27 protein-coding genes are annotated in these 22367 nt (G+C 64.2%); 14 read left to right on the forward strand and 13 right to left on the reverse strand.

What is annotated here, in order from left to right; genetic code table 11:
- Positions 1-80: 80 nt before the first annotated feature.
- A complete protein-coding gene (locus CQ13_RS01695; protein WP_057841268.1) occupies positions 81-1220 on the reverse strand; it encodes an acyl-CoA dehydrogenase family protein in 1140 nt (379 codons plus the stop codon).
- A 152-nt stretch (positions 1221-1372) separates the two neighbouring features.
- Positions 1373-2557: an acyl-CoA dehydrogenase family protein gene (locus tag CQ13_RS01700; RefSeq protein WP_057841269.1), complete on the reverse strand. Its 1185-nt coding sequence runs from the start codon at positions 2555-2557 to the stop codon at positions 1373-1375.
- Positions 2558-2719: 162 nt separating this feature from the next.
- Between CQ13_RS01700 and CQ13_RS01705 the strand changes: the two genes are divergently transcribed.
- Together CQ13_RS01705 and CQ13_RS01710 are read left to right on the forward strand one after the other, a co-directional pair.
- Complete coding sequence (locus tag CQ13_RS01705; protein WP_057841425.1) at positions 2720-3265, forward strand: carboxymuconolactone decarboxylase family protein; 546 nt, start codon at positions 2720-2722, stop codon at positions 3263-3265.
- Between the two features lie 219 nt (positions 3266-3484).
- Positions 3485-3979: a VOC family protein gene (locus CQ13_RS01710; RefSeq protein WP_057841270.1), complete on the forward strand. Its 495-nt coding sequence runs from the start codon at positions 3485-3487 to the stop codon at positions 3977-3979.
- 11 nt (positions 3980-3990) lie between these two features.
- Here CQ13_RS01710 and CQ13_RS01715 read toward each other — a convergent pair whose 3' ends face one another.
- Positions 3991-4491 carry a DUF2938 domain-containing protein gene (locus tag CQ13_RS01715; protein WP_057841271.1) on the reverse strand — a complete coding sequence of 167 codons (501 nt, stop codon included), beginning with the start codon at positions 4489-4491 and terminating at the stop codon, positions 3991-3993.
- The gene (locus CQ13_RS01720) at positions 4484-5347 is read right to left on the reverse strand and encodes a class I SAM-dependent methyltransferase (RefSeq protein WP_057841272.1); all 864 of its coding nucleotides are present in this window, start codon (positions 5345-5347) and stop codon (positions 4484-4486) included. The genes CQ13_RS01715 and CQ13_RS01720 overlap by 8 nt, the downstream gene beginning before the upstream one ends.
- A 97-nt stretch (positions 5348-5444) precedes the next feature.
- On the opposite strand from CQ13_RS01720, the gene CQ13_RS01725 reads away from it, so the two are divergent.
- Complete coding sequence (locus CQ13_RS01725) at positions 5445-5921, forward strand: helix-turn-helix domain-containing protein (protein WP_057841273.1); 477 nt, start codon at positions 5445-5447, stop codon at positions 5919-5921.
- Here CQ13_RS01725 and CQ13_RS01730 read toward each other — a convergent pair.
- The 4 genes from CQ13_RS01730 to CQ13_RS01745 all read right to left on the reverse strand — a co-directional run bounded on the left by CQ13_RS01730 (position 5884) and on the right by CQ13_RS01745 (position 9534).
- Positions 5884-7116 (reverse strand): MFS transporter, encoded by a 1233-nt coding sequence (locus CQ13_RS01730; RefSeq protein ID WP_057841426.1) that lies wholly within the window; start codon positions 7114-7116, stop codon positions 5884-5886. The two genes, CQ13_RS01725 and CQ13_RS01730, sit on opposite strands and share 38 nt — an antisense overlap.
- 170 nt (positions 7117-7286) lie before the next feature.
- Positions 7287-7646, reverse strand: coding sequence for a nuclear transport factor 2 family protein (locus CQ13_RS01735; protein WP_057841274.1), 360 nt, complete (start codon positions 7644-7646; stop codon positions 7287-7289).
- 14 nt (positions 7647-7660) lie between these two features.
- On the reverse strand, positions 7661-8905 hold the full coding sequence (locus tag CQ13_RS01740) for an MFS transporter (protein ID WP_057841427.1): 1245 nt from the start codon (positions 8903-8905) through the stop codon (positions 7661-7663).
- 134 nt (positions 8906-9039) lie between these two features.
- Positions 9040-9534: a type II toxin-antitoxin system HicB family antitoxin gene (locus CQ13_RS01745; protein WP_057841275.1), complete on the reverse strand. Its 495-nt coding sequence runs from the start codon at positions 9532-9534 to the stop codon at positions 9040-9042.
- A gap of 230 nt (positions 9535-9764) precedes the next feature.
- Here CQ13_RS01745 and CQ13_RS01750 point away from each other — a divergent pair, with 230 nt between their 5' ends.
- Complete coding sequence (locus CQ13_RS01750) at positions 9765-10493, forward strand: protein-L-isoaspartate O-methyltransferase family protein (protein ID WP_245308979.1); 729 nt, start codon at positions 9765-9767, stop codon at positions 10491-10493.
- 14 nt (positions 10494-10507) lie between these two features.
- Here the strand turns inward: CQ13_RS01750 and CQ13_RS01755 are convergent, their stop codons facing one another.
- Both CQ13_RS01755 and CQ13_RS01760 read right to left on the reverse strand, forming a co-directional pair.
- Entirely contained in the window at positions 10508-11194 is a 687-nt protein-coding gene (locus CQ13_RS01755; protein ID WP_057841276.1) for a DUF938 domain-containing protein, read from the reverse strand.
- A 36-nt stretch (positions 11195-11230) separates the two neighbouring features.
- Positions 11231-11620: an ArsR/SmtB family transcription factor gene (locus CQ13_RS01760; protein ID WP_082637259.1), complete on the reverse strand. Its 390-nt coding sequence runs from the start codon at positions 11618-11620 to the stop codon at positions 11231-11233.
- A 219-nt stretch (positions 11621-11839) separates the two neighbouring features.
- On the opposite strand from CQ13_RS01760, the gene soxC reads away from it, so the two are divergent.
- From soxC to CQ13_RS01810, 10 genes are all read left to right on the forward strand, one after another.
- On the forward strand, positions 11840-13084 hold the full coding sequence (gene soxC / locus CQ13_RS01765; protein WP_057841277.1) for a sulfite dehydrogenase: 1245 nt from the start codon (positions 11840-11842) through the stop codon (positions 13082-13084).
- The gene (locus CQ13_RS01770) at positions 13068-13742 is read left to right on the forward strand and encodes a c-type cytochrome (protein WP_082637260.1); all 675 of its coding nucleotides are present in this window, start codon (positions 13068-13070) and stop codon (positions 13740-13742) included. Before soxC ends, CQ13_RS01770 begins: the two co-directional genes overlap by 17 nt.
- 50 nt (positions 13743-13792) lie before the next feature.
- Positions 13793-14122: a sulfur oxidation c-type cytochrome SoxX gene (gene soxX / locus CQ13_RS01775; protein ID WP_057841430.1), complete on the forward strand. Its 330-nt coding sequence runs from the start codon at positions 13793-13795 to the stop codon at positions 14120-14122.
- Positions 14123-14178: 56 nt separating this feature from the next.
- The gene (soxY, locus tag CQ13_RS01780; protein WP_057841278.1) at positions 14179-14673 is read left to right on the forward strand and encodes a thiosulfate oxidation carrier protein SoxY; all 495 of its coding nucleotides are present in this window, start codon (positions 14179-14181) and stop codon (positions 14671-14673) included.
- Between the two features lie 16 nt (positions 14674-14689).
- The gene (gene soxZ, locus CQ13_RS01785) at positions 14690-15001 is read left to right on the forward strand and encodes a thiosulfate oxidation carrier complex protein SoxZ (protein ID WP_057841279.1); all 312 of its coding nucleotides are present in this window, start codon (positions 14690-14692) and stop codon (positions 14999-15001) included.
- On the forward strand, positions 14998-15864 hold the full coding sequence (soxA, locus tag CQ13_RS01790) for a sulfur oxidation c-type cytochrome SoxA (protein WP_057841280.1): 867 nt from the start codon (positions 14998-15000) through the stop codon (positions 15862-15864). The genes soxZ and soxA overlap by 4 nt, the downstream gene beginning before the upstream one ends.
- Positions 15865-15872: 8 nt before the next feature.
- Complete coding sequence (locus CQ13_RS01795) at positions 15873-16178, forward strand: hypothetical protein (protein ID WP_057841431.1); 306 nt, start codon at positions 15873-15875, stop codon at positions 16176-16178.
- Between the two features lie 26 nt (positions 16179-16204).
- Complete coding sequence (gene soxB, locus CQ13_RS01800) at positions 16205-17953, forward strand: thiosulfohydrolase SoxB (RefSeq protein WP_057841281.1); 1749 nt, start codon at positions 16205-16207, stop codon at positions 17951-17953.
- Positions 17950-18411, forward strand: a complete 462-nt coding sequence (locus CQ13_RS01805; RefSeq protein WP_057841282.1) for a DsrE family protein — start codon at positions 17950-17952, stop codon at positions 18409-18411. Before soxB ends, CQ13_RS01805 begins: the two co-directional genes overlap by 4 nt.
- Before the next feature lie 124 nt (positions 18412-18535).
- Positions 18536-19576, forward strand: coding sequence for an MBL fold metallo-hydrolase (locus CQ13_RS01810; protein WP_057841283.1), 1041 nt, complete (start codon positions 18536-18538; stop codon positions 19574-19576).
- A 41-nt stretch (positions 19577-19617) separates the two neighbouring features.
- Here the strand turns inward: CQ13_RS01810 and CQ13_RS01815 are convergent, their stop codons facing one another.
- Genes CQ13_RS01815 through CQ13_RS01825 form a run of 3 tightly spaced genes read right to left on the reverse strand, consistent with a single transcriptional unit; the run spans position 19618 to position 22273 of the window.
- Positions 19618-20451, reverse strand: coding sequence for an ABC transporter substrate-binding protein (locus tag CQ13_RS01815; RefSeq protein WP_057841284.1), 834 nt, complete (start codon positions 20449-20451; stop codon positions 19618-19620).
- A complete protein-coding gene (locus tag CQ13_RS01820) occupies positions 20451-21233 on the reverse strand; it encodes an ABC transporter ATP-binding protein (RefSeq protein ID WP_057841285.1) in 783 nt (260 codons plus the stop codon). The genes CQ13_RS01815 and CQ13_RS01820 overlap by 1 nt, the downstream gene beginning before the upstream one ends.
- The gene (locus tag CQ13_RS01825) at positions 21230-22273 is read right to left on the reverse strand and encodes a FecCD family ABC transporter permease (RefSeq protein ID WP_057841286.1); all 1044 of its coding nucleotides are present in this window, start codon (positions 22271-22273) and stop codon (positions 21230-21232) included. The genes CQ13_RS01820 and CQ13_RS01825 overlap by 4 nt, the downstream gene beginning before the upstream one ends.
- Positions 22274-22367 lie beyond the last annotated feature (94 nt).

A 22367-nucleotide genomic window follows, 5' to 3' on the forward strand; every position in this document is an offset into this window, starting at 1 on the left:
GATCGTCCGCATTCGCGCCTTCGCGGGTGACGACACCGTGTGTGGGGGCGCTTCGCACGCCCCGGAATGACTGCTAACTATCAGTACCCTTTCATCCGCGCCAACTGATCGGCGTGGTAATTGCTGTCGCCGAACAATTCCTGGCAGACACGGGCGCGCTTCATGAAGAAGCCGATGTCGAACTGGTCGGTCATGCCCATGCCGCCGTGCATCTGCACGCCCTCCTGCACCGCCAGCGTCGCCGTGGTGCCGGCGCGTGCCTTGGCGACCGCGACTGCCGCGCCGGCGTGCTCGAAATCGCCGTCGAGGGTCTGCAGCGCCTTCAGAACGGCCGCGCGGGTGATCTCGATGTCGATATAGAGCTGGGAGGCGCGGTGCTGCAGCGCCTGGAATTCGCCGATCAGTTTGCCGAACTGCTTGCGCTCTTTCAGATAGGTGACGGTGCGGCCGAACACCTCTTCGCTCAGGCCGACCATTTCGGAAGCTACCGCGCCACGGCCGATATTGAGCACGCCCTCCAATAACGCGCCGCCCTGGTCGACCTCGCCGAGCACCTGATCGGCATTGACCTCGACATTGCTGAATTCGATCCGTGCAGCGTTATGCGCATCGACCATCGCCGTGCGTTCGATCGCAATTCCCTTGGCTTTGGGATCGACCAGGAACAGCGTCAGCCCATCGCGTTCGCCGGCCGCGCCGCCGGTGCGCGCCGCGACGATCAGGAGATCGGCCGTGTGGCCGTCGACCACCAGCGCCTTGGCGCCGTTCAGCTTGAAGCCGTTGCCGGAGCGCACCGCCTGCAAATTGATCTGCAGCGGGCGATGTTTTGCGCCTTCATCGATCGCGAGCGCCGCCAGCAGCGATCCATCGGCAATCTTCGGCAGATGTGCGGACTTTTGCGCGTCACTTCCACCGCGCGACAGTGCCGACACCGCCAGCACCGCAGTCGACAGGAACGGCGACGGCATCAAGGTGCGGCCGATTTCCTCCATCACCACGCCGGCCTCGACGCAGCCGAGCCCGCTGCCGCCGAAATTCTCCGGCACGAGCAACCCGGAAAAACCCATCTCGGCGAACGCCTTCCAGAGCTCGCGGGAAAAGCCCGTTTCGTCCTTGCTGTCGCGCAAGCTGCGCAGATGCGACACCGGTGCCTTGTCGCTGATAAGGCCGCGCGCGCTGTCGCGCAGCATGGATTGTTCTTCGGTGAGGACGAGGGGCATTGAAGGATATCCGTTTCAGAAACGATGCGTGATTTCTTGGGACGTCGTTCCGGAGTGCGTCGAAGACGCGAACCCGGAACCTCGAGATTCTCAGGTGCGCAATTGCGCACCATAGTTCGACGCTCCGCGTCGCCCCGGAATGCCAGCTCGGCTCACGCCCCCGGCAGATCGAGGATGCGCTTGGCGACGATGCCGAGCATCACCTCGCTGGTGCCACCCTCGATCGAGTTGGCCTTGGTGCGCAGCCAGGCGCGCGGGCGGGCGCCGCCTCTGGAGCGCTCGCTTTCCCATTCCAGCGCGTCGATGCCGCCAGCCGACATCAGGATCTCGTGGCGGCGCTTGTTGAGCTCGGTACCGTAATATTTCATCGCCGAGGAGAACGCCGGATGCGACTGCCCGGCTTTCGCCAGATCGATCGCGCGTTCGGCCACAGCCGCAAACGCCGCCTCGTCGATGTCGAACGCCGCAACCTGGCTGCGCAGCATCGCATCGTCGAGCCGACCGGAATCATCGCTGCCGACGGAGTCGGCGGCGACCTGCCCGAGCGGACGGCCGACGCCGCGCTCTCCAGTGCCTGAGATCATCGCCCGCTCATGCTGCAGCAGATATTTTGCAACATCCCAGCCGCGGTTGACCTGGCCCACCACATGCGATTTCGGCACCCGCACATTGTCGAAGAAGGTTTCGCAAAACGGCGAATAGCCGGAGATCAGAAGAATGGGCTTGGTCGACACGCCCTTCGAGGCCATGTCGAACAGGATGAAGCTGATGCCGTCATGCTTCTTCGCCGTGGGATCGGTGCGCACCAGACAGAAAATCCAGTCGGCGTAGTTCGCATACGACGTCCAGATCTTCTGGCCGTTAATGATGTAATCGTCGCCGTCGCTATCGGCGCGGGTTTGCAGCGAGGCGAGGTCCGAGCCGGCGTTCGGCTCGGAATAGCCCTGGCACCAGCGGATCAGGCCGGCGGCGATCTTGGGCAGGTGCTCTTTCTTCTGCGCCTCGGTGCCGTATTTCAGCAGCGCCGGCCCAAGCATCCAGATGCCGAAGCTCGGGAGCGGAGAGCGCGCGCCCATCGCCGCCATTTCTTCGCGCAGCACCTTGTGCTCGGCGGGCTCCAGCCCTCCGCCACCATATTCCTTCGGCCAATCCGGCACGGTCCAGCCCCTGTCGCGCATCCGCTCAAACCAGATGCGCTGCGGCTCGGAGGAGAATTTGGCGTTGCGACCGCCCCAGTAGGTATCGCTTTCAGAGGTCATCGGCCGTCGCATTTCCGGCGGACAATTGGCCTCCAGCCAGGCGCGGGTTTCACGGCGGAATGTTTCCAGATCGGACATGTCGGCGTTTCCATGTGGGAATGTTTGGAAGCGACCTTAGCCCTCGCGTTGCGGAATTCAACATATGTCTGACATCAGCCCATGCCGCTCAGTCGGTAGTCACGCTGCCCGATCGGGTGTATGCGCTAGGCGATAACGATGGAAAAACAAGAGGAAACCGGCATGCGGCTGAAGTTGCTTTCGCCTGGCGAAATGAGCGCCGACCAGAAAGAAACCTACGACGAGGCCATCGCCGGCAAGCGCGGCGCTCCGCCGGCACCGATGATGGCGTGGCTCAACAGTCCGGAGATGGCGCGGCACGCCACGCGGCTTGGCGAGCAGCTGCGTTTCAACACGATCTTTCCGGCAAAGCTTTCCGAGATTGCCATTCTCGTCACTGCGCGGCACTGGACGTCGCATTACGAATGGTATGCGCACAAGCGCCTGGCGCTGAAGGGCGGCATGGACCCGAAAATCATCGAGGACATCCGCGACCGTCGCACGCCCACCTTCGATGACCCCAAGGGCCAGATGATCTATGATCTCGCCAAGTCGCTGCATGAGGGCCACGGCGTGTCGCAAGCGCTGTATGACGAAGCGGTAAAAGTGCTCACCGAACGCGGGATTGTCGAGGTGATCGGGCTGTGCGGCTATTACACGATGGTGTCGATGACGCTGAACACGTTTGAGTTCGGGCTGCCGAACGGCGAGGTATCGGATCTTGTGTGACGAGAGTCCGCGCCTACGTGTCCCGGACGCGGTGCAGCGCCACAAGCGCGTTCACGCGCGTCTTCGACGCGCTATGGCGCTGCTCCGCAGAGCCGGGACCCATGCCGGCACTCAACGTGGACCCCGGCTTCGCAGCGCACCGCCGGAGTCGCGCAAAGCGCGATCCCGGACGCGCTGCGCAGCATCCGGGGCACGGATACTTCCAAAGCGGAGAAGCACATGCCCCAATCCCCACCCATCGTCGCCGGCACGCGGATCGGGCATGTCCATCTCAAGGTCGCCGATCTCGACCGCGCGCTCGGCTTCTATTGCGGCGTGCTCGGCTTCGAGGTGATGCAGCGGATGGGTTCTGGCGCCGCGTTCATTTCGGCCGGCGGTTATCACCATCACATCGGTCTCAACACCTGGGAAAGCAAAGGCGGCCATCCGCCGCCGCCGGGCACCACCGGCCTGTTTCACACCGCCATTCTCTATCCCACCCGCGCGGCGCTAGCGGATGCGCTGTACCGCGTGATCCAGGCCGGCATCGAGCTCGACGGTGCCAGCGACCACGGCGTCAGCGAGGCGCTCTATTTGCGCGACCCCGACCAGAACGGCGTCGAACTCTATCGCGACCGGCCGAAAGAAGAATGGCCCCGCGCGCCCGACGGCTCGCTCGCGATGTTCACCAAGCGGCTGGATCTGGAGGATTTGCTGCGGCAGCGGGAGGCGTAGGCCAATGCGATTCACCGTAGCACCATGTGCGTAAGCCAGCCGCCGGCATAGAGACCGCCGCCAAACACCGCATGCGTGACGAGACTGTGCAGCCGGGCGGCTGCCGGATGCGACGTGCGACTCGCGACAATGCCGAAACCCATGGCGGGCTGCATCACCAGGAACGGCGCGGCCACGCTGCCGAGCCCGACCAACAGTGCCGGGCCGATTGTCGGATCGCGCGCCCAATCGAGGCCGAAGAACGCAAGCAGCACGCCGGCAAACACAATCCCGATCAGGTAATGCGCTGACCAGCCGATCAGTCGCTCGCCCCGCAAAGGCGGCGACGCGGCAATCCGGTCGTGGCGCAGGCGTCCGCGTGCAAGGTGGCCGAGCCAGCGGCCCACCAGACCATAATCCAGCGACGGAATGCCAAGCAGCCGCTGCCGGATCATCGTCCAGATGTCCATCACGACGGTCGCACCCGTCCCGATCAGCACCGCTGATATCAGATAATCTGCCGCTTCAGTCATGCATGGCATCCGTTGGAGCCTGCGCTGCCACCATCCAGCAAGCCGCGGTGAAGGAAACCGCTGGCCCGCATGTATAGGGCTCGAAGGCAATGCTGACGGTCTCGATCACCCGTGCACGAGTGCCTTCATCCGCCCCCTGAAGGAACAGGCCGACCGGTCCAAGCCAGCCGAGGTAGCGGGCGAGTTCCGTCTTTTGAAAGCTGCAGACGACATCGATCGGCCGGATGTCGATCGCTGTCCAACCACTCGCCTCCAAAATGGTCTCGATCCGGCGCCGGTCGGCGAAGGCGAACTGCCCCGGCCCTTCGGGTCGACGCGCGGGAAGGTCGGGCAGCAGCGGCTTTGCCGCCCGCTCGGCCGTCGTCATGAATAGATTTTCCGCCGCGCCCCGCCAGGCGATGAAGCGCAGCCTCGCGTCAGGCCGTGCCGCCTGGCGCAGATTGGCGAACGCCTGCACGGGGTCGGCAAAGAACATGACGCCGAGGCGCGAAATGATCATGTCGAAACTTGCGGGCGCGAAGGCGTGTGTTTGGGCGTCGGCGCAGATGAAATTTGCAGGTTGGCCGTCCAGCGCCGCTCGGGCGCGTGCCACGGCGATCATCGGTTCCGAGAGGTCGATGCCCGTGCAGTATCCCTTGGTGCCGAATGCCCGGGCGACGGCGAGCGTCGTGGCGCCCGTGCCGCAGCCGACGTCGAGCACGCAGCTCGCTGCGGCCTCGGACACCACCTGGACCAGCAAATCCTCGAAGGGCTTGAACATCTCCTCGAGCACGTCCCGTGCCTCGACCCAGCCACGTCCGGCAGGGTCGTTCCATAATCTTGCCTGTTCGTCATCTGGCTGCTGCGCGAAATTCATGATCTCTTCCTTTTGTTGTTAGAGCTGTTTCCTGGCTTGCCAAGTGGGCGCGGATGGCTGCACTCTGCCAGTTCAAGTTAACTTGAGGTCAAGGGCCATGAGGGACATCGATATCGCGGAGGCGGCTCGATTGTCGGGCGTTCGCGCCTCGACCCTGCGCTTCTATGAGGAGAAGGGGTTGATCGCCTCTCACGGAAGGCGGGGCCTTCGCCGGATGTTCGATCCGGCCGTGTTGGACAGGCTGGCGCTGATCGCGCTCGGGCGGGCCGCCGGCTTCTCGCTCGATGAGATCGCCAGGATGTTCGCACCCGACGGCCGGCCGCGCATCGACCGGCGGATGCTGGCGGCCAAGGCCGAGGAGCTGGAGCGGACGATCCGCAAGCTCAACGCCATGCGCGACGGCCTGCGCCACGCCGCCGCCTGTCCCGCCCCGAGTCACATGGAGTGCCCCACCTTCCGCCGCCTGCTGCGGGCCGCGGCGTCAGGCGCTATTGGCGAAAGGAAGACGCGGCGGCCGCCGCGCAAATCGTTCGCCGCTACTGGACGCGAGCAGGGCCGCGCCCGCGGATCATGATCAGCACCGCCGCCGTCAGCTCGACTGCGATGCAGCCATAGAACGGCAGCGCGTAGCTACCCGACAGATCCCGCAGCAATCCCACCACGCCGGGACCGAACGCATACGTGATCTGGTTGATCGCCGTGATCAAACTGACCAGCACGCCGAATGAACGCGGATCGAATTCGCGCTGCACGATCAGCGCCGGCAATGTGATGAGGTTGCCGACGGAGAAGCCGAACAGCGCGCAGGCTGCGATCAGCACGTAATCGTTATGCACATTGATGACAATGAGCAGCGCCACCGCCTGGCTGACGAAGGAAAGCGAGGACGCCAGCCGCTGGTTCATCCGGTCGATCACGAAAGAAAACAGCACACGACCGACCACCGCCATCGCCGTCAACAGTGCCACCGCGATCGCCGCGCGCTGCCGCCCGATCACCGAATCGAGAAACGCGATCAGGTGGACGATGAAGCCGACCTGCGCGAACAGCACCAGTGCGAACGCCGACGACACCGAGAGAAAGCCGATGTCGCGAAAGGCGCGTGCGCGAATCTGCGTCGGCGACGGCGCGTCGGCAGTGTCGAGCCCGCCCGTGCTCAGGTGAAGCGGCGGCCGTCCGACCAGCAGCAGGATCGCCGGCACCATCAACGCAACCATTACGACGGCCGACGCCATCATCGCGCCAGAGAAGCCGAAATAGCCGATCGCGGTCACCAGCAGCGGCACGCCGACGATCCCGCCAAAGCTCGCGCCATTCAGCGCCAGGCTGATCGCCATGCCGCGCTTGTTGTCGAACCACAGGCCCAGCGTATTGGTGATGATGCCGAGGCTGGTGCCGGCCCAGCCGAACGCCAGCACGGCATTGGCGAGGTAAAGCTGCCAAGGCTCGCGCACCTGACCGATCGAGACGGCCGCCGCGGCCATCGCCAACGTGCCCGCGATCAGGCAGTTGCGCGGACCGAACGCCTTGATGGCTTCGCTGACGAAGGCGACCAGCGCTGCGCCGAACAGATAAAAGAACGTGGTGCCGGACGAAATCAGCGACGCCGGCCAGCCGTGCAGCCGCTGCAGCTCGGCGACATAAACGCTCTGGCCGTAGAAGCCGAGCCCCCAGCCGAAGGTTGCCAGCAGGAAGCACACGACCACGATGCGCCAGCCGTCGTAGCGGATGGAGGATTCGTCGAGCGGGGTGAAGTTGGATGCGTCCACTTTTTCTTGCTTCTTGCTCACCGCGCGGGCCTGTCCCGCGCATCCACATCCTTCGCGCTTCAAGCGAACTAAAGACGTGGATGGCCGGGACAAGCCCGGCCATGACGGTGATAGTAGCAGGTCGCCGCGAAAATTGCTTCGGCGCCGGCCGAAATGTCAGCAGATGGCAACTAGGCGGGCTTCGACGGATCGTAGAAGAAGCGCTCGCGCCAAACCTTGTCGCCGCGCCATTCCTGCAGCGCGACTTCGTCGAACCGGCCGGTCTTGCCGGAATGATAAGTAAACTCGAACACCCAGTGGATCGCGACATGATCGCCCTCGACGATCGAGGTCACACAGGTCGAGGTCACGCTCTTGACCCGCTCCAACACCGCGCGCTCATGCGCCACCAGCACGTCGCGACCGACCCGTGGCGGGGCGGCGTTCTCCTGCATGCTGGCGTCCTCGGTATAGAAGCGCTCGATCGCGCCGGCATGATCGCCGGAGACGACGGCGGCGATGAATTCATCGAGACGGGCGCGCGACGGCATGGGACCTCCGGTAATCAGACGCTCGGACCTGGAATCTCGTCGGCCGCCTGCAGCTTCGCGCGACGCTTGGCAAATGACGCAAACGACAGCACTGCAAGGCCGAGCAGCACTGGCGGGAACACCACCATGTTTACCATCGACCAGCCGTAATGCGCCAGCAACTGGCCCGACGAGAACGACCCCAGCGCCATCATCCCGAAGATCAGGAAGTCGTTGAACGCCTGCACCTTGTTGCGCTCCTGCGGCCGGTGCGTCTCGAGCACCAATGCCGAGGCGCCGATAAAGGCAAAATTCCAGCCGACGCCGAGCACGATCAGCGCCGCCCAGAAATGCAGCACGGTGATTCCGGAAAGGCCGATCGCGGCAGCGACGGCTTCCAGGATCAGGCCAAGTGCCACGATTGTCGGTGCGCCGAAGCGGGCGATCAACGTGCCGGTGAAGAAGCTCGGGCCGTACATCGCCACGATGTGCCACTGGATGCCGAAATTGGAATCGCTCACCGTGAGCCCGCACATCTTCATGGCGAGCGGTGCAGAAGTCATGACGAGATTCATCATGGGGTAAGCAATCACGCCGCACAGCGCCGCGGCAATGAAGCGCGGTTGCCGTGCAATCTCGAACAGCGGCCGCCCGCCATGCATGTCCGACGGTGCCGGCTTCGGCGCGTCGACGCCCCACAGCACCGCCGTCGCCACCAGCGCGACGAACGCCTGCACCACGAAGCTGAACGCGAACAGATAAGGCGGCCAGATATCCATGGTCCACTGCACGAGCTGCGGACCGAGCACGCCGGCGAACACGCCGCCGGCCATCACCCAGGACACGGCTTTCGGCCGGAACGCGACGCTGGCGCCGTCAGCGGCGGCAAAACGATAGGACTGCGCGACTGCGCCGTAGAGGCCGCCGAGAAAAGTCGCGAAGCAGAACAGCCAGAACGACGCGTAGAGAACGGCGGCGGCGGCCAGCGCACCGGTGAGGATTCCGCAGAAGGTACCAATGATGAACGCGACACGGCGGCCATAGGCGCGCGAGATCGCGCCCGTCGGCAGCGTGCCGGCGGCGAGCCCCAGCACGTACATCGACAGCGGCACGGTGGCGAGCGAGATGGCCGGAGCCAGCGTCGCGCCGACGATCGAGCCGGTGGCGAAAATCACCGCCGAATTGGCGCCGGTCAGCGCCTGCGCCGCGGCGAGCCGCAGCACGTTGGCGCGCGCGCGGGCGTCGTTCGATATCTCTTCGGTGGCTGTCGTATCCAGCATCGGCATTCCCGCCCGGCAGGCCCCGGGCCGGGAGCCTCATTGATTGATTCCGCGGCACTATGAAGACACGGGGCGGTGCGATCAACCGACGCAAACGGGCGCGCGCTATGCGAGGGGCGCAAGCAGCTGCCGTATCACGACCGCTTCTTGCCTGCTCGTTTCCCAGCTTGCACCGCGCCCGTCTTGTGGACCTTCGAGCGAGGATGGCCAAGGCCGGCATGCGGAAAGCCCGGACTCCAATCAAGTGCAATCGTGGCAGCGAAGCCGAAGAAGCTGGAACGACTCATGCCAAGCTCCGTGGCGCGCTTGTCGATCCGCGCAATGAGGCTCTTCGGTAGATAGACGTTCACGCGCTCTGACGGATCGGGTGGGTCGACCCCGACAATGAAGTAGGCGACGACGTCGGCGCCCCTCGGCAGCGCGATCTGTTCGATCGGCGTTGGCTCCGGTAGCGACCTGCCCTGCTCCGCCATTTCATCCACCGCTCGCGCCAGCGCGGCCTCCGCTTTCTCGATCGCCGCTTCTTGCGATCGCCCGCCAGCGACGCAACCCGGAAAATCGGGAAACCACGCGCCTAGCGCACCGCGCGGACCGCGTTCCAGCACTGCAGGATAGAGCCGCTTCTTCACTCTGGCCTCCCCATGATCATTATGCTATTTAACACACACGATGGTGTGTCAAATCACACATCAATATTAACATGATCCAGGAGGAGAGGCAAAATGGACGCGCAAGCCGAACTCCGCATCATTCGTGCGGCCTACGCCAAGCAGGTCCTTGCTGCTGCAAACGTTGCTGGTGCGCGCCTTGCTCAGGCGTTTGCGACCATTCCCCGCGAGGACTTTCTTGGGCCCGGTCCGTGGCTGGTGCGGCGCTACGCGACTACGTTTCGACACCCGACGCCGATCCCGTTTATCTCTACACCGACGATCTGGTCGCGCTCGTGCCCGAGCGGGGCGTCAACAACGGGCAGCCGTCGTTGCACGCCCATCTCATTCACCAGGCCTCACCCGCCATCGGCGAGCACGTGGTGCATGTCGGAACGGGCACAGGCTATTACACCGCCATCCTCGCGCATCTCGTCGGACCGTCAGGGCGGGTTACGGCCATCGAATATGATGGTGCCCTCGCCGCCCGCGCCAGAGCCGGCCTGGCGCCCTACGCGAACATCACCGTGATCGAGGGCGACGGCGCACAGGTGCCGCTCGATGCCGCCGACGTCATCTACGTCAATGCCGGCTGCACACGGTCCGCCACGCGCTGGCTCGACAGCCTTGCCGATGGCGGTCGCCTGATCATGCCGATAACGTCAGATCAGGGATTTGGCGGTATTGCGCCGGAGCGCATGGCGAGTGCCGGCGCAGTGTTCCGAATTGAGCGAAGAGCTGCGGACTATCTTGCAAATTGGATCTCGCCGGTTGCGATATTTCCCTGCGCCGGCAGCCGCGACGAGGCGTCCGAACGCGCTCTCGCCGAAGCTTTCGCCCGTGGCGGCTGGCAGAAAGTCACGCGACTGTACCGCGACCAATACATTCCTGACGAGCGCTGCTGGCTTCGCGGAGTTGGATGGTGCCTCGCCTATCATTGATGCGCGGAAAGCGCCTACGCTGACCCGTGCAATCGCCGAAACGTCAGAATCATGTTGTTGGCGGGCATTAGCTCGGTTTCGGCCAGCGTGAGGCCAACGCTTGCGGCGAGCTTCTCGAGGTCGGCGATATCGCGCACGCCCCATTCGGCGTCCTGCTCGCGCAGCCTGGTGTCGAACACGGCGTTGCTCATCGCGGTGTGCTTGCCGTCGCGCTTGAACGGGCCATAGAGAAACAGCCGCCCGTCATCGCGGAGATACCGCGCCGCGCCGGCGAATAGGCCCTCAGCCACGCGCCAGGGCGCGATGTGAATGACATTGGCGCAGAACACCGCCAGCAGTTTGCCCGGCCCGCTGCCGTCATGCATCGCCGGACACCAGGCCGGATCGGCGAGATCGACCCGCAGCGGCGAACGAATGTTCGGCAGACCGGCATGCGTGCGCCACGCTTCGATGCTCCTGAGATGTCGTTCATTGAGATCGCTCGGCCACCAGGTGATGTCGGGCGTGTGCTTTGCGAAATGCACCACGTGCTGGCCGGTGCCGCTGCCGGCCTCCAGCGCGTCACCGGATTTGCCGGCGAGAAATTTCTGCAGCACCGCCCAGATCGGTTCGTGGTTGCGGTGGAATGCCGCCGCGTCGAGCCGGCCGTCGGGCTCGACCGGCCGGCCATCCTTGCCGAATTCCACCACATACTCAGCCATCGCAGTTCGGTCCCGAAAAAATCAGTGGCGCAGCGATCACTTCAGGTCGCCGCAGAAGATCTCCTTCAACACCCCAAGCAGACGCAGTGTGCGCTGATCGGCAACGCGATAATGCAGCGTCTGCGAGGTCCGGCGGAATTCCACCAGGCCGTCGGCGCGCAATTTCGCCAGATGCTGCGACAGTGCGGACTGACTGAGATTCACGACAGCGACCAGCTCGCCCACCGTCATCTCTCCGCGCACGGCAAGAAAGCAGAGGATCAGCAGTCGCTTTTCATTGGCGAGCATTTTCAGGAGCTGCGCGGCGTCACCGGCCTGCTTCGCCAGCTTCTTCAGCGCCGCCGCGTCGTCGGCGCCAGGGGCGAAGGTGGTCTCTTGCGCAGTCTCTTGTTCAGTTTCCTGGGCTGCCGGGGCGGCTGCTCTCATCACTGCAAATCCGGTATCATTTTCCGCGCCTGCGAAGCACACATTACCATACTAGTGCGCCAGCCTTCCTTTAGCATTGACTAAATTAGCAAATGTCGATACCGGTTCAAAAAAGCAAGAAATGATGCGGCGATGCGGCCGCGAGGGGAAGAAAACGTGCGGCCAGACCCGTTACGCAGCAAAGCTGTTCTCTCCGATCCTGCCGCCGCGGATACCCCGATGGGCCGCCGCCGCTTCCTTGGCCTCGGCGCGGTCCTGACCGGCAGCCTCGCCGTTGGCGGCAAACAGGCCATAGCGGACGCCGCGCAGGAGTCTCCCCCCGCAGACGCGCCCTGGTCGCAATCGATCGGCGCCGGCGTGGTCGACCGGCCCTATGGCCGCCCGGCCGATACCGAAGCTTCCGTCATCCGCCGCAACGTGCCCTGGTTGACCGCAAGCGCGGAATCGTCAGTGAGCTTTTCGCCGCTGCAGGACCTCCACGGCATCATCACGCCGAACGGATTGTTCTTCGAGCGCCATCACGCCGGCCGCCCCGATATCGACCCGGCGCAGCACAAGCTGATGATCCACGGCCTCGTCGAGCGTCCGCTGCTTCTCACGATGAAGGACATCATGCGCTTCCCGTCCGTGTCGCGCATCCATTTCATCGAATGCCCGGCCAATGGCGGCATGAACTGGCGCGCCGCGCAGATGAATTCGCTGCAGTTCAGCCACGGCATGGTCAGTTGCGCGGAATGGACCGGGGTCAAACTGTCAACGCTGCTGGAGGAAACCGGCATCAGAAATCAGGCGAAGTGGGCGATGGTCGAAGGCGCCGACGGCGCGCACATGAACCGCAGCCTGCCGCTCGATAAATGCCTCGACGATTGCCTCGTGGTCTATGCGCAGAACGGCGAGGCGCTGCGGCCCGAACAGGGCTACCCACTGCGGCTGGTGGTGCCGGGCTGGGAAGGCAACGTCAACATCAAGTGGCTGCGCCGGATCAAGCTCGGCGAAAAGCCGTGGCACACCCGCGAGGAAACCTCGAAATATACCGACCTGATGCCGGACGGCACCTCGCGCGGCTTCACCTGGCTGATCGACGCCAAATCGGTTGTCACCTTTCCCTGCCCCGAGAAGCCGCTCGATGGGCCCGGCCTCTATGAAATCCGGGGACTGGCCTGGACCGGCAACGGCAAGATCAAGCGCGTCGATGTCACCATGGACGGCGGCGTCAACTGGCAGAGTGCGCGGCTCCACGAGCCGGTGCTGTCGAAGGCGCTGACGAAATTCACCCTGCCCTGGCGCTGGGACGGCCGGCCCGCGCTGGTCGCATCCCGCGTTATCGACGAGACCGGTTATGTGCAGCCGACAATTGCACAACTGCGCGCACAGCGCGGCTCAAACTCGGTCTACCACAACAATTCGATCCAGACCTGGCAGGTCAAGCCCGACGGAAGCGTCTTCAATGTACAGCTCGCGTAAGATTTGCCTGCCGATCATAGCCATTCTGCTTGCCTGCGCCGCAAGCCTCGCCGGCGCGGCCGAACCCGGCTCGTTCGGTTACGGCAGCGTGGCCACGCCGGCGCAGATCGCCGGATGGGACATCGACGTGCGCGGCGAGGACGGAACGGGCCTGCCGTCCGGCAAGGGCACCGTCGACCGGGGCGCGGAGGTTTATGCCGAACAATGCGCGGCGTGCCATGGAACCTTCGGCGAAGGCGAAGGCCGGTTTCCAAAGCTGGTGGGCGGCGTCGGATCGCTCCGGGACGAGCGCCCGGAGCCGACGGTCGGCAGCTACTGGCCGTTCGCCCCGACCCTGTGGGACTATATTAACCGCGCCATGCCGATGCAGGCGCCGCACACATTGTCAGCGGATGACGTTTATGCTTTGACCGCCTATATTCTGAACCTTAACGATCTCGTTCCCCATGAATTCGTTGCCGATCGCAACAGTTTGCCGAAAGTCAAAATGCGCAATCGCGACAATTTCATCTGGACCGATCCGCGCCCCGATACGATGACAAAGCCCTGCATGAACGATTGCGTCAACGCCGCCGATGTCAGGATATCGTCGACGGCCGAGGGCAGGAATCTGACGCCGCGCACGACCGGGCCGCTCGACACGATGCAACAGAAGTAGAAATTACGGAAACGCCTGTGACCGATCATTTCCCGACGAAATCAGCAAAGCTGCCGGCGTTGGCACTGCTCGTCGCTCTGGCGTCCGCGGGCACCGCGCAGGCGCAGTCCGCGGTGGATGAAGGCCGCAAGCTGGCCTTCGACCGCAGCAAGGGCAATTGCCTGACCTGTCATGTCATCAAGGGCGGCAACCTTCCCGGCACGATCGGGCCCGAACTGGTCGACATCAAGAGCAAATATCCGAAGCGCGAGGATCTCGTCGCCATCCTCAACGACGAGACCCTGCGCAATCCGCTCACCGTGATGCCGCCCTTCGGACGGAACCGGATTCTGACCGAGAAGGAAATCGACGCGGTGGTGGATTTCCTGCAGACGCTTTAACGCAAGACGAGAGATCAAGCCTGTGACGTGCCAACGCAGGCTTTAGGAGATTTTCGATGAATAAGATTGATGTTGGATTCTCGGCCACGCGGCGACTGATCCTGCAGGGTGCAGGCGCGGTCGCGCTCATCGGCCTCGGCAACCTTCCCTTCGGCCTGACGCCGGCGCTCGCCGCGGCCAACGACAAATACCCGGAAGAAGCGTTCAAGCAGAAGAGTGACGCCGACGTCATCAAGACGCTCTACGGCAAGACCGCTGAGCCATCGGACAAGGTCAAGATGGACGCGCCCGAAATCGCCGAGAACGGCGCCGTGGTGCCGATCTCGGTTTCTACAACCCTAGCCGACGTAACCTCGGTTGCGTTCCTCGTCAGCGAGAATCCGAACGTGCTGATCGCAAAGTACAACATCCCGGCCGGCACGCTGCCGAGCGTCGCCAACCGCATCAAGATGGCCAAGACCAGCAACGTGACCGTGCTGGTGGAAGCCGGCGGCAAGCTCTACAGCGCCTCTAAGGAAGTCAAAGTCACGGTCGGCGGTTGCGGCGGTTAAGGCAGGGAGAACTCACATGGCATCCACCATTCGCGTGCGCGCTTCTTCAAACGGCGACATCACCGAGGTGCAGGCACTGATCCAGCACCCGATGGATTCCGGGTTCGTCAAGAACGCCAAGGGCGAGACCATTCCGCCGCACTTCATCCAGCAGCTCACCTTCGAGCATGACGGCAAGAACGTGTTCGCCGCCGATTGGGGCGGTGGTATTTCCAAGGACCCCTATGTGAAGTTCGCGTTCAAGGGAGCCAAGAAGGGCGACGAACTGAAGATCAGTTGGGTCGATAACAAGGGCGCGACCGACACCACTACGGCGAAGATCCAATGAAGCTGCGATCCGCGATCTTTCTGGCATCCGCCACGATTGCGCTGGCCGCGCTGACGCTGGCGGGCGCGCCGCTGTTGGCAGCCGACGACAAGATCGATCCTGTCGCCGACGCCAAGGCGTTCCAGAAGTTCTTCAGAGACAAATTTCCCAAGGTAAAGTTCGAGGACTTCGTCAACGGTCCCTATTCGATGAACGAGGACCTTTATCGGCAGTGGCAGGAGAAGGAACAGTTCCCGCCCTACGAGTTCTCGCTCGAAATGGGCAAGGAGATGTTCTCCAAGCCGTTCAAGAATGGCAAGACCTATGCCGACTGCTTCCCGAACGGTGGCATCGGCATCCGCCAGAACTACCCTTATTTCGACGAGAAGGAAGGCAAGGTCATCACGCTTGAATTGGCCTTGAACCGCTGCCGCGAGGCCAATGGCGAACCGCCCTATTCCTACGTAAAGGACGAAATGGCGGCGCTGACCGCCTACATGGCCTTCACCTCGCGCGGCAAGCCGATGGACATCAAGATCCCGAACGATCCGCGCGCGCTCGCGGCTTACGAAAACGGCAAAGAATATTTCTACACCCGGCGCGGACAGCTCAACTTCTCCTGCGCCACCTGCCATGTGCAGAGCCCGGGCGAACGTATCCGCGCTGAGGTGCTTGCACCCGCGCTTGGCATCGTCAACGCAATGCCGATCTACCGCTCCGAATGGAGCGGCATGGGCACCACCAGCCGGCGCTTCACCACCTGCAACAGCCAGATCCGCGCAGTGCCGCTCAGCCCGCAGGACGACGAATATCGCAACGTCGAATATTACCTGTCCTATGTCAGCAACGGACTGCCGATTTCAGGTCCGGGAGCGCGGCCATGAGGAACTTGATGCAGAAATCCGCATTAGTTCTGTCACTATTTGCCGCGGGTGCTGTGCCCGCGCTCGCCGCGGGCTCCGAGGACGAATTCAAGGCAGCCTATGCCGCGGCCGAGGCCGCCAACAAGGAGGCCGGCAAGCTACGCAACCAATGGACCACCACGGCGAACACGCTGGCGGCGGCGAAGAAGGCGGCGGATGCGGGCGATTTCGATAAGGCCACCGCGTCGGCCAAGGAAGCGGAGGCGCTGGCCAAAGCTTCGATCTTCCAGGCCACCAGCGAGAAGACCCGCTGGAAGGACCTGGAAGTACGCTGACACCGTTACGACGCGCGGAGACCCGCATGACCATCCGCCGCCGCGATTTTCTGACGCTAGCGGGCGCTGCCACCCTGTCGGGCAGCCTGCCACGGCTGGCGCGCGGCGCCGATAATGGGGGCGTTTACGATCTCGAGCGGTCCGGCAATGCACGTATCCTGCACATCACGGATACGCACGCGCAGCTTCGGCCGGTGTTCTTCCGCGAGCCGAGCGTCAATCTCGGTGTTGGACCGATGCAGGGCAACCCGCCGCATCTGGTCGGACGTGCCTTTCTCGATCGCTTCGGCATCCGCCCGGACAGTGCCGATGCCTATGCTTTCACCTGCCTCGATTTCGAGAAGGCCGCCGGCCGGTTCGGCAAGCTCGGCGGCTTCGCGCATCTGAAGACGTTGATTGATCGCATGCGCAGCGAGGGCGGCTCCGGCCGGACGCTGCTGCTCGACGGCGGCGATCTCTGGCAGGGCACCGGTCTCGCCAATACCATGCGTGGCATCGACATGGTGGAGGCCGCCAACCTGCTCGGCATCGAGGCGATGACCGGCCATTGGGAATTCACCTATGGCGAGAAGGCGCTGCGCGCCAACCTCGAACGCTTCAAGGGCGAGTTCCTGGCGCAGAACGTCTATCTCACTGAAGAAGCCGCCTTCAACGACGCCAAGGCCTTCGACCCGGCATCGGGGCGCGTGTTCAAGCCGTCCGTCATCAAGGAAATCGGTGGCTATCGCGTTGCCGTGATTGGACAGGCGTTCCCCTACGTGCCGATCGCCCATCCGAAGCGCTTTACGCCGGACTGGAAGTTCGGCATCCGCGACGAGGAGCTGCAGAAACTCGTCGATACGCATCGTAACACCGACAAGGTCGACGCCGTCATTCTGCTCTCGCACAACGGCATGGATGTCGATCTCAAGCTCGCCAGCCGCGTCACCGGCATCGACGTCGTTCTCGGTGGCCATACCCACGACGCCGTGCCGCAGCCGATTGCCGTCACCAACGCAGGCGGCACCACGCTCGTCACCAATGCTGGCTCGAACGGCAAGTTTCTGGCGGTGCTCGACCTCGACATCGGCAAGGGCAAAATCAAGGATGCGCGCTACCGGCTGCTGCCGGTGTTTTCCGAATTGCTGAAGCCCGACCCGGCGATGCAGGCGCTGATCGACAAGACCCGCGAGCCGCATGAGGTAACGCTCAACGAGAAGATCGCCTCCGCCGACCGCCTGCTCTATCGCCGCGGCAATTTCAGCGGCAGCATGGATCAACTGATCTGCGACGCGCTGCTCGGCGAATTGAACGCGGAGATCGCGCTGTCGCCGGGTTTTCGCTGGGGTACCACTGTGCTGGCCGGCCAGCCGCTGACGATGGAGGACGTGATGGCGCAGACCGCCGTCACCTATCCGGAGACCTATGTCCAGACCATGACCGGCGGCCAGATCAGGGACGTGCTGGAAGACATCTGCGACAACCTCTTCAACACCGACCCCTATTACCAGCAGGGCGGCGACATGGTCCGCGTCGGCGGGCTCGCCTACACCTGCACGCCGACTGAAACCGTGGGAAAACGGATTTCCGACCTCAAGCTCGACAACGGCCGCGCGCTGGACGCCGACAAGCATTACAGAGTGGCGGGCTGGGCCTCGGTCAACGAGCAGACCGGCGCGCCGGTCTGGGATGTGGTCGCCAAACATCTGAGGTCGGGCAAACCGCCCAACCGCTCGCCGCCGGGCGTGACGCTGAAAGGCGTTGAAGGCAATCCGGGCATTGCGGGACAGGCATGACGGGCTTTTCGACTATCCTTCGCGCGATGGCCGCGGCGCTTCTGATCGCAACCGCCGCGCCCGAGGCCCGCGCACAGCAGGCGCCACTGCAGGACAAGCCGTTCGCGGAGCACAAAATCGTGCTGCAGCTCTCCGACAACGATCCGCGCAAGCAGGGCCTCGTGCTCAGCGTCGCCAGTAACCTGATGAAGCATTACGACCCCGACAAGGTGGCGATCGAGGTCGTCGCATTCGGCCCCGGCATCGACCTGCTGCGCCCGGAAAATCCCAACCGCAAGATGGTCGAGAGCCTGGTCGCGCAAGGCGCGCGTTTCGACGTCTGTCTCAATACCGTCGATACGCTCGAACGCGAGCACGGCAAACGGCCGGAGTTCATCGCCGCGGCCACGCCGGTGCAGGTCGGCGTCGCGCAGATCCTGTTTCTGACGGAGAACGGGTATACGTTAGTGCGGCCGTGAATTCATTGCGAGCGAGCCGTAATTTCATCGCGCCGTCAGGTATGGTAGAGTCGATGGAACTGCAGGAGCGGGCTGGAGCTACATCCGGCCCTGATCCAACCAGAGTTAACGCGGACGTGTAGCCATGATCTTTCGTCAACTCTTCGACAGCGTGTCCGGCACCTACAGTTATCTGCTGGCGAGCCGCGCCGGCGGCGAGGCATTGATCCTCGATCCCGTGCTGGAAAAGGCCGATCGCTACTGCCAGCTTCTGCGCGAGCTCGATCTGCGGCTGGTGAAGGCCGTCGACACCCATCTGCACGCCGACCACGTCACCGGCCTCGGCGAATTGCGCGACCGCACCCAGTGCATCACCATCATGGGCGAGCAGAGCAAGGCCGACGTGGTGTCGATGCGGGTGTCCGACGGTGACAAGGTGACGATCGAGGGGTTGTGCCTGGATGTCATGTACACGCCCGGCCACACCGACGATTCTTACAGCTACCTGATGGGCGACCGCGTCTTCACCGGCGACACGCTGTTGATCCGCGGCACCGGCCGCACCGATTTCCAGAATGGCTCCTCCCGGGCGCAATATGAATCGATCTTCAACCGGCTTCTGAAACTGCCGGACGAGACGCTGGTATTCCCCGCCCATGATTACAAGGGCGACACGGTTTCCACCATCGGCGAGGAGCGCCGCTATAATCCGCGGCTGCAGGTACGCAGCGTCGATGAATATATCGAGCTGATGGCGAACCTGAAGCTGCCGAACCCAAAGATGATGGACGTCGCGGTGCCCGCCAACATGCATGTCGGCCTGCACCAGGAGGAGCTTGCCAAGCAGGGACTCGCGCTCTGTGCACGCGACGCGATTGCGAGCCTTGGCCGGCCCGACATTCTGCTGGTGGATTTGCGCGAGACCAGCGAGCGCGCCAAGCATGGCACGATCTCGGGCGCGCTGCATGCGCCCTATCCCGGCATCGCCGAGAGCCTCAAGCCCGGTGGCATGCTGCGCGAAGTCGCCGCCGCTACCGGCCGCCGGGTCGTGTTCTTCTGCGCGTTCGGCGAACGCTCCGCGATGGCGGTGACCGCGGCAAAGAACGCGGGGCTCGCCAACACCGCCCATATCGAAGGCGGGCTGGACGCGTGGAAGAAGATAGGTGGGCCGGTGGTGCACGAGTAGTCTTTATGGTGTCCCTGCGTTCGCAGGGAGCTCGGCATCGGCTACGGTCTCACCCGCTGCAACTCCGCTGTCAGCGCATCCAGCGCGTCGGCCAGCATCACGCCGCCGCATTCGGTCAGCCGCTCCGGAATCACGATGCGCCGCTCCGGCGGGTAGAAGCGCTCCAGCGCCGGATGGACCAGAAACGCCTGGCCGTCGTCTCGCGCATAATCGCCGGCCTGCGAAACCACGATGAAGTCGGGCCTCAGGGAGACGATCGCCTCCAGCGAGGCAAATCCGCCGAAGGTAAAGCCGAGATCGCCGGCGGCGCTGCGCAGCCCGACTTCGCCCAGCAGCGAACCGAGAAAGCTGTCGCTACCCGCCACCCAGCCGCGCCGCGACAGCGGCAGCACGCGATAATGCCGCTCGGCGGCGGCACGGCGGGCGCGCGCCAGCGCGGCGTCGAGCCGCGCGATTTCGGCGACCGCGCGATCGGGGTGCCCGGTCATGTCGCCGACCTCGCGGATCTGCGCGCGGGCTTCGTCGAGGTTTCGCGGCACGGCGAGCTCGGCAAGATGAAGACCTTTCGCCTTCAACAGCTCCCGCGTCGAGCGCTTGTCAAACGCGCTGGCGATGACCAGATCCGGCTTGAGCAAGAGCACGTCCTCGGCCGCGCCTGATAATACCGGATAGCGGCTGATGTCGCCCGCCTGCGATTGCCAGCCGTCGCGCGCGAAGCGGCTGAGGCCCAAAATCTGCTCGGGGTCGGCCAGCGCCAGCAGCAACTGATCGCTGCAGACATTCATCGACACCATACGCGGAGGGCTGGCCGCGAATACCGCGCCGCCTGACATCCCCAACGCGGCGATCGCGACAAGAAAGACGAACCGTCGCATCAGATATCCGCCCAGGGCACGATGACCGCCTCGCGCTGATATTCCGCGCGGTAGGCGCTGATCCGAAACACGTCCGCCATCACCCGCTCCGATAGCCCCTCGCTCGGCGTGCCCCACGACACTAGATTGCCTTCCTTCAGCACCAGCACATGGTCGGCAAACCGCGCAGCGAGCCCGAGATCGTGCGTCACGACGATGACCAGCACGCCCTTGTCCGCAGTCGCGCGCAAATTCTTCATGACGTCGATCTGGTGCCGCGGATCGAGCGAGGCGGTCGGCTCGTCGGCCAGGATGATCGGCGCCTCCACCGCCAGCGCACGCGCCAGCGCCACGCGGCTGCGCTCGCCGCCGGACAACTCGGTGACGCGGCGATCACTGAACTCCATCACGTCGACCGCCTGCATCGCGCGCAGCACGGCCTCGGCGTCCTTCGGCGACAGCCGCGCCGGATCGGTTGCACCATGCGGGTAGCGGCCGAGCGCCACGATATCGCGCGCCGGCAGCGGCCAATGCACGAGATGCCCCTGCGGCAGATAACCGAAGCGTTTGGCGCGCTCGCGCAGCGGCAGCGAGGCCAGCGCATCGCCGCCGACCGTGATCTCGCCTTCGGAGGGGATTAGCCCGGCCAGCGCTCGCAACAGCGTCGTCTTGCCGGCGCCGTTCGGGCCGACCAGCGCCACCAGGTGTCCCGGCGACAGCGCCAGCGAAACGTCCTTCAGCACGACGCGGCCGGCGAGCCGCACACCGAGTCCCCTTGCGGTCAGCAGCGCCGCCTCGCTCATGCGACGCCTCCGCCGAGCGCGCGGCGTTCGCGCATGATCAGATAGAGGAAGAACGGTACGCCGATGATCGAGGTCAGTACGCCGACCTTGATGTCCGACGTCGAGGGAATGATGCGCACCGCGATGTCTGCCGCCAGCAGCAGCGCCGAGCCCGTGAGCGCGCTCGGGACCAGCAGACGCCCGGGATCGTGGCCGATCAGGGGCCGCATCAGATGCGGCGCGACCAAGCCGATGAAACCGATGGTGCCGGTAACCGCGACCGCGCCGCCGACGCCGAGCGCGACGCCGGAAATGACGAACAGCCGCAGACGCCCCACATCGACGCCAAGGCTCTGCGCAGTTTCCTCGCCCAAGCTCAGCGCGCGAAAGGCATGGCGCTGGCTGAACAGCATCAGCGCGCCGGCAATGATGAACGGAAACGCCAGCATGACATGCTGAAAGCTGCGGTCCTCCAGCGAGCCGAGCAGCCAGAATGCGATCTCCAGCACCAGGAAGGGATTGCTGGAGAGGTTCATCACCAGCGCGGTGGCGGCGCCTGCAAAGCTCGATATCGCAAGACCGGACAGGATCAGGATCAACAGCCCGGCGTTGCGGCCGGCGATCGCGAGCAGCACGAACACTGAAACGAATGCCGCGACGATCGCCGCCACCGGGAGCGCATAGGAGCGCACGTCGGCCAGCCCGAGCGCAATCACCAGCACCGCGCCGAAGGCGGCCGATTGCGGCGCGCCGAACAGCGAGGGCGAGGCCAGCGGATTGCGGAGCAAACCCTGCAGCGACGCGCCCGATAGCCCGAGAATGGCGCCGATCGCCAGCGCCAGCAGCGTGCGCGGCAGGCGGATCTCCCGCACGATCACCTGCGATACTTCGCTGCCGCCACCGAACAGCGCTTCCGCCACCGCAAGCGGCGACAACCGCACCGGACCGATGCCGAGCGAGATCAGCATCAAGAGCACCACGAGGGCGGCAAGCACTGCCGTCGCGCCGATCCGCCGGCGCGCGGCTTCCTCATTGGTCAGGGTTACGGCCTCAACACTCATCGATCGTCCTAAAGCAGGTTTACCCGCCCCGGTACAGGCGGCGGGCAGGCGAGCTCATGCGACAAAAATAGCGCACTCGTCCAGTGAGGATCGC

Origin of the sequence: Bradyrhizobium retamae (assembly GCF_001440415.1) — a bacterium.
Lineage (GTDB): Bacteria > Pseudomonadota > Alphaproteobacteria > Rhizobiales > Xanthobacteraceae > Bradyrhizobium > Bradyrhizobium retamae.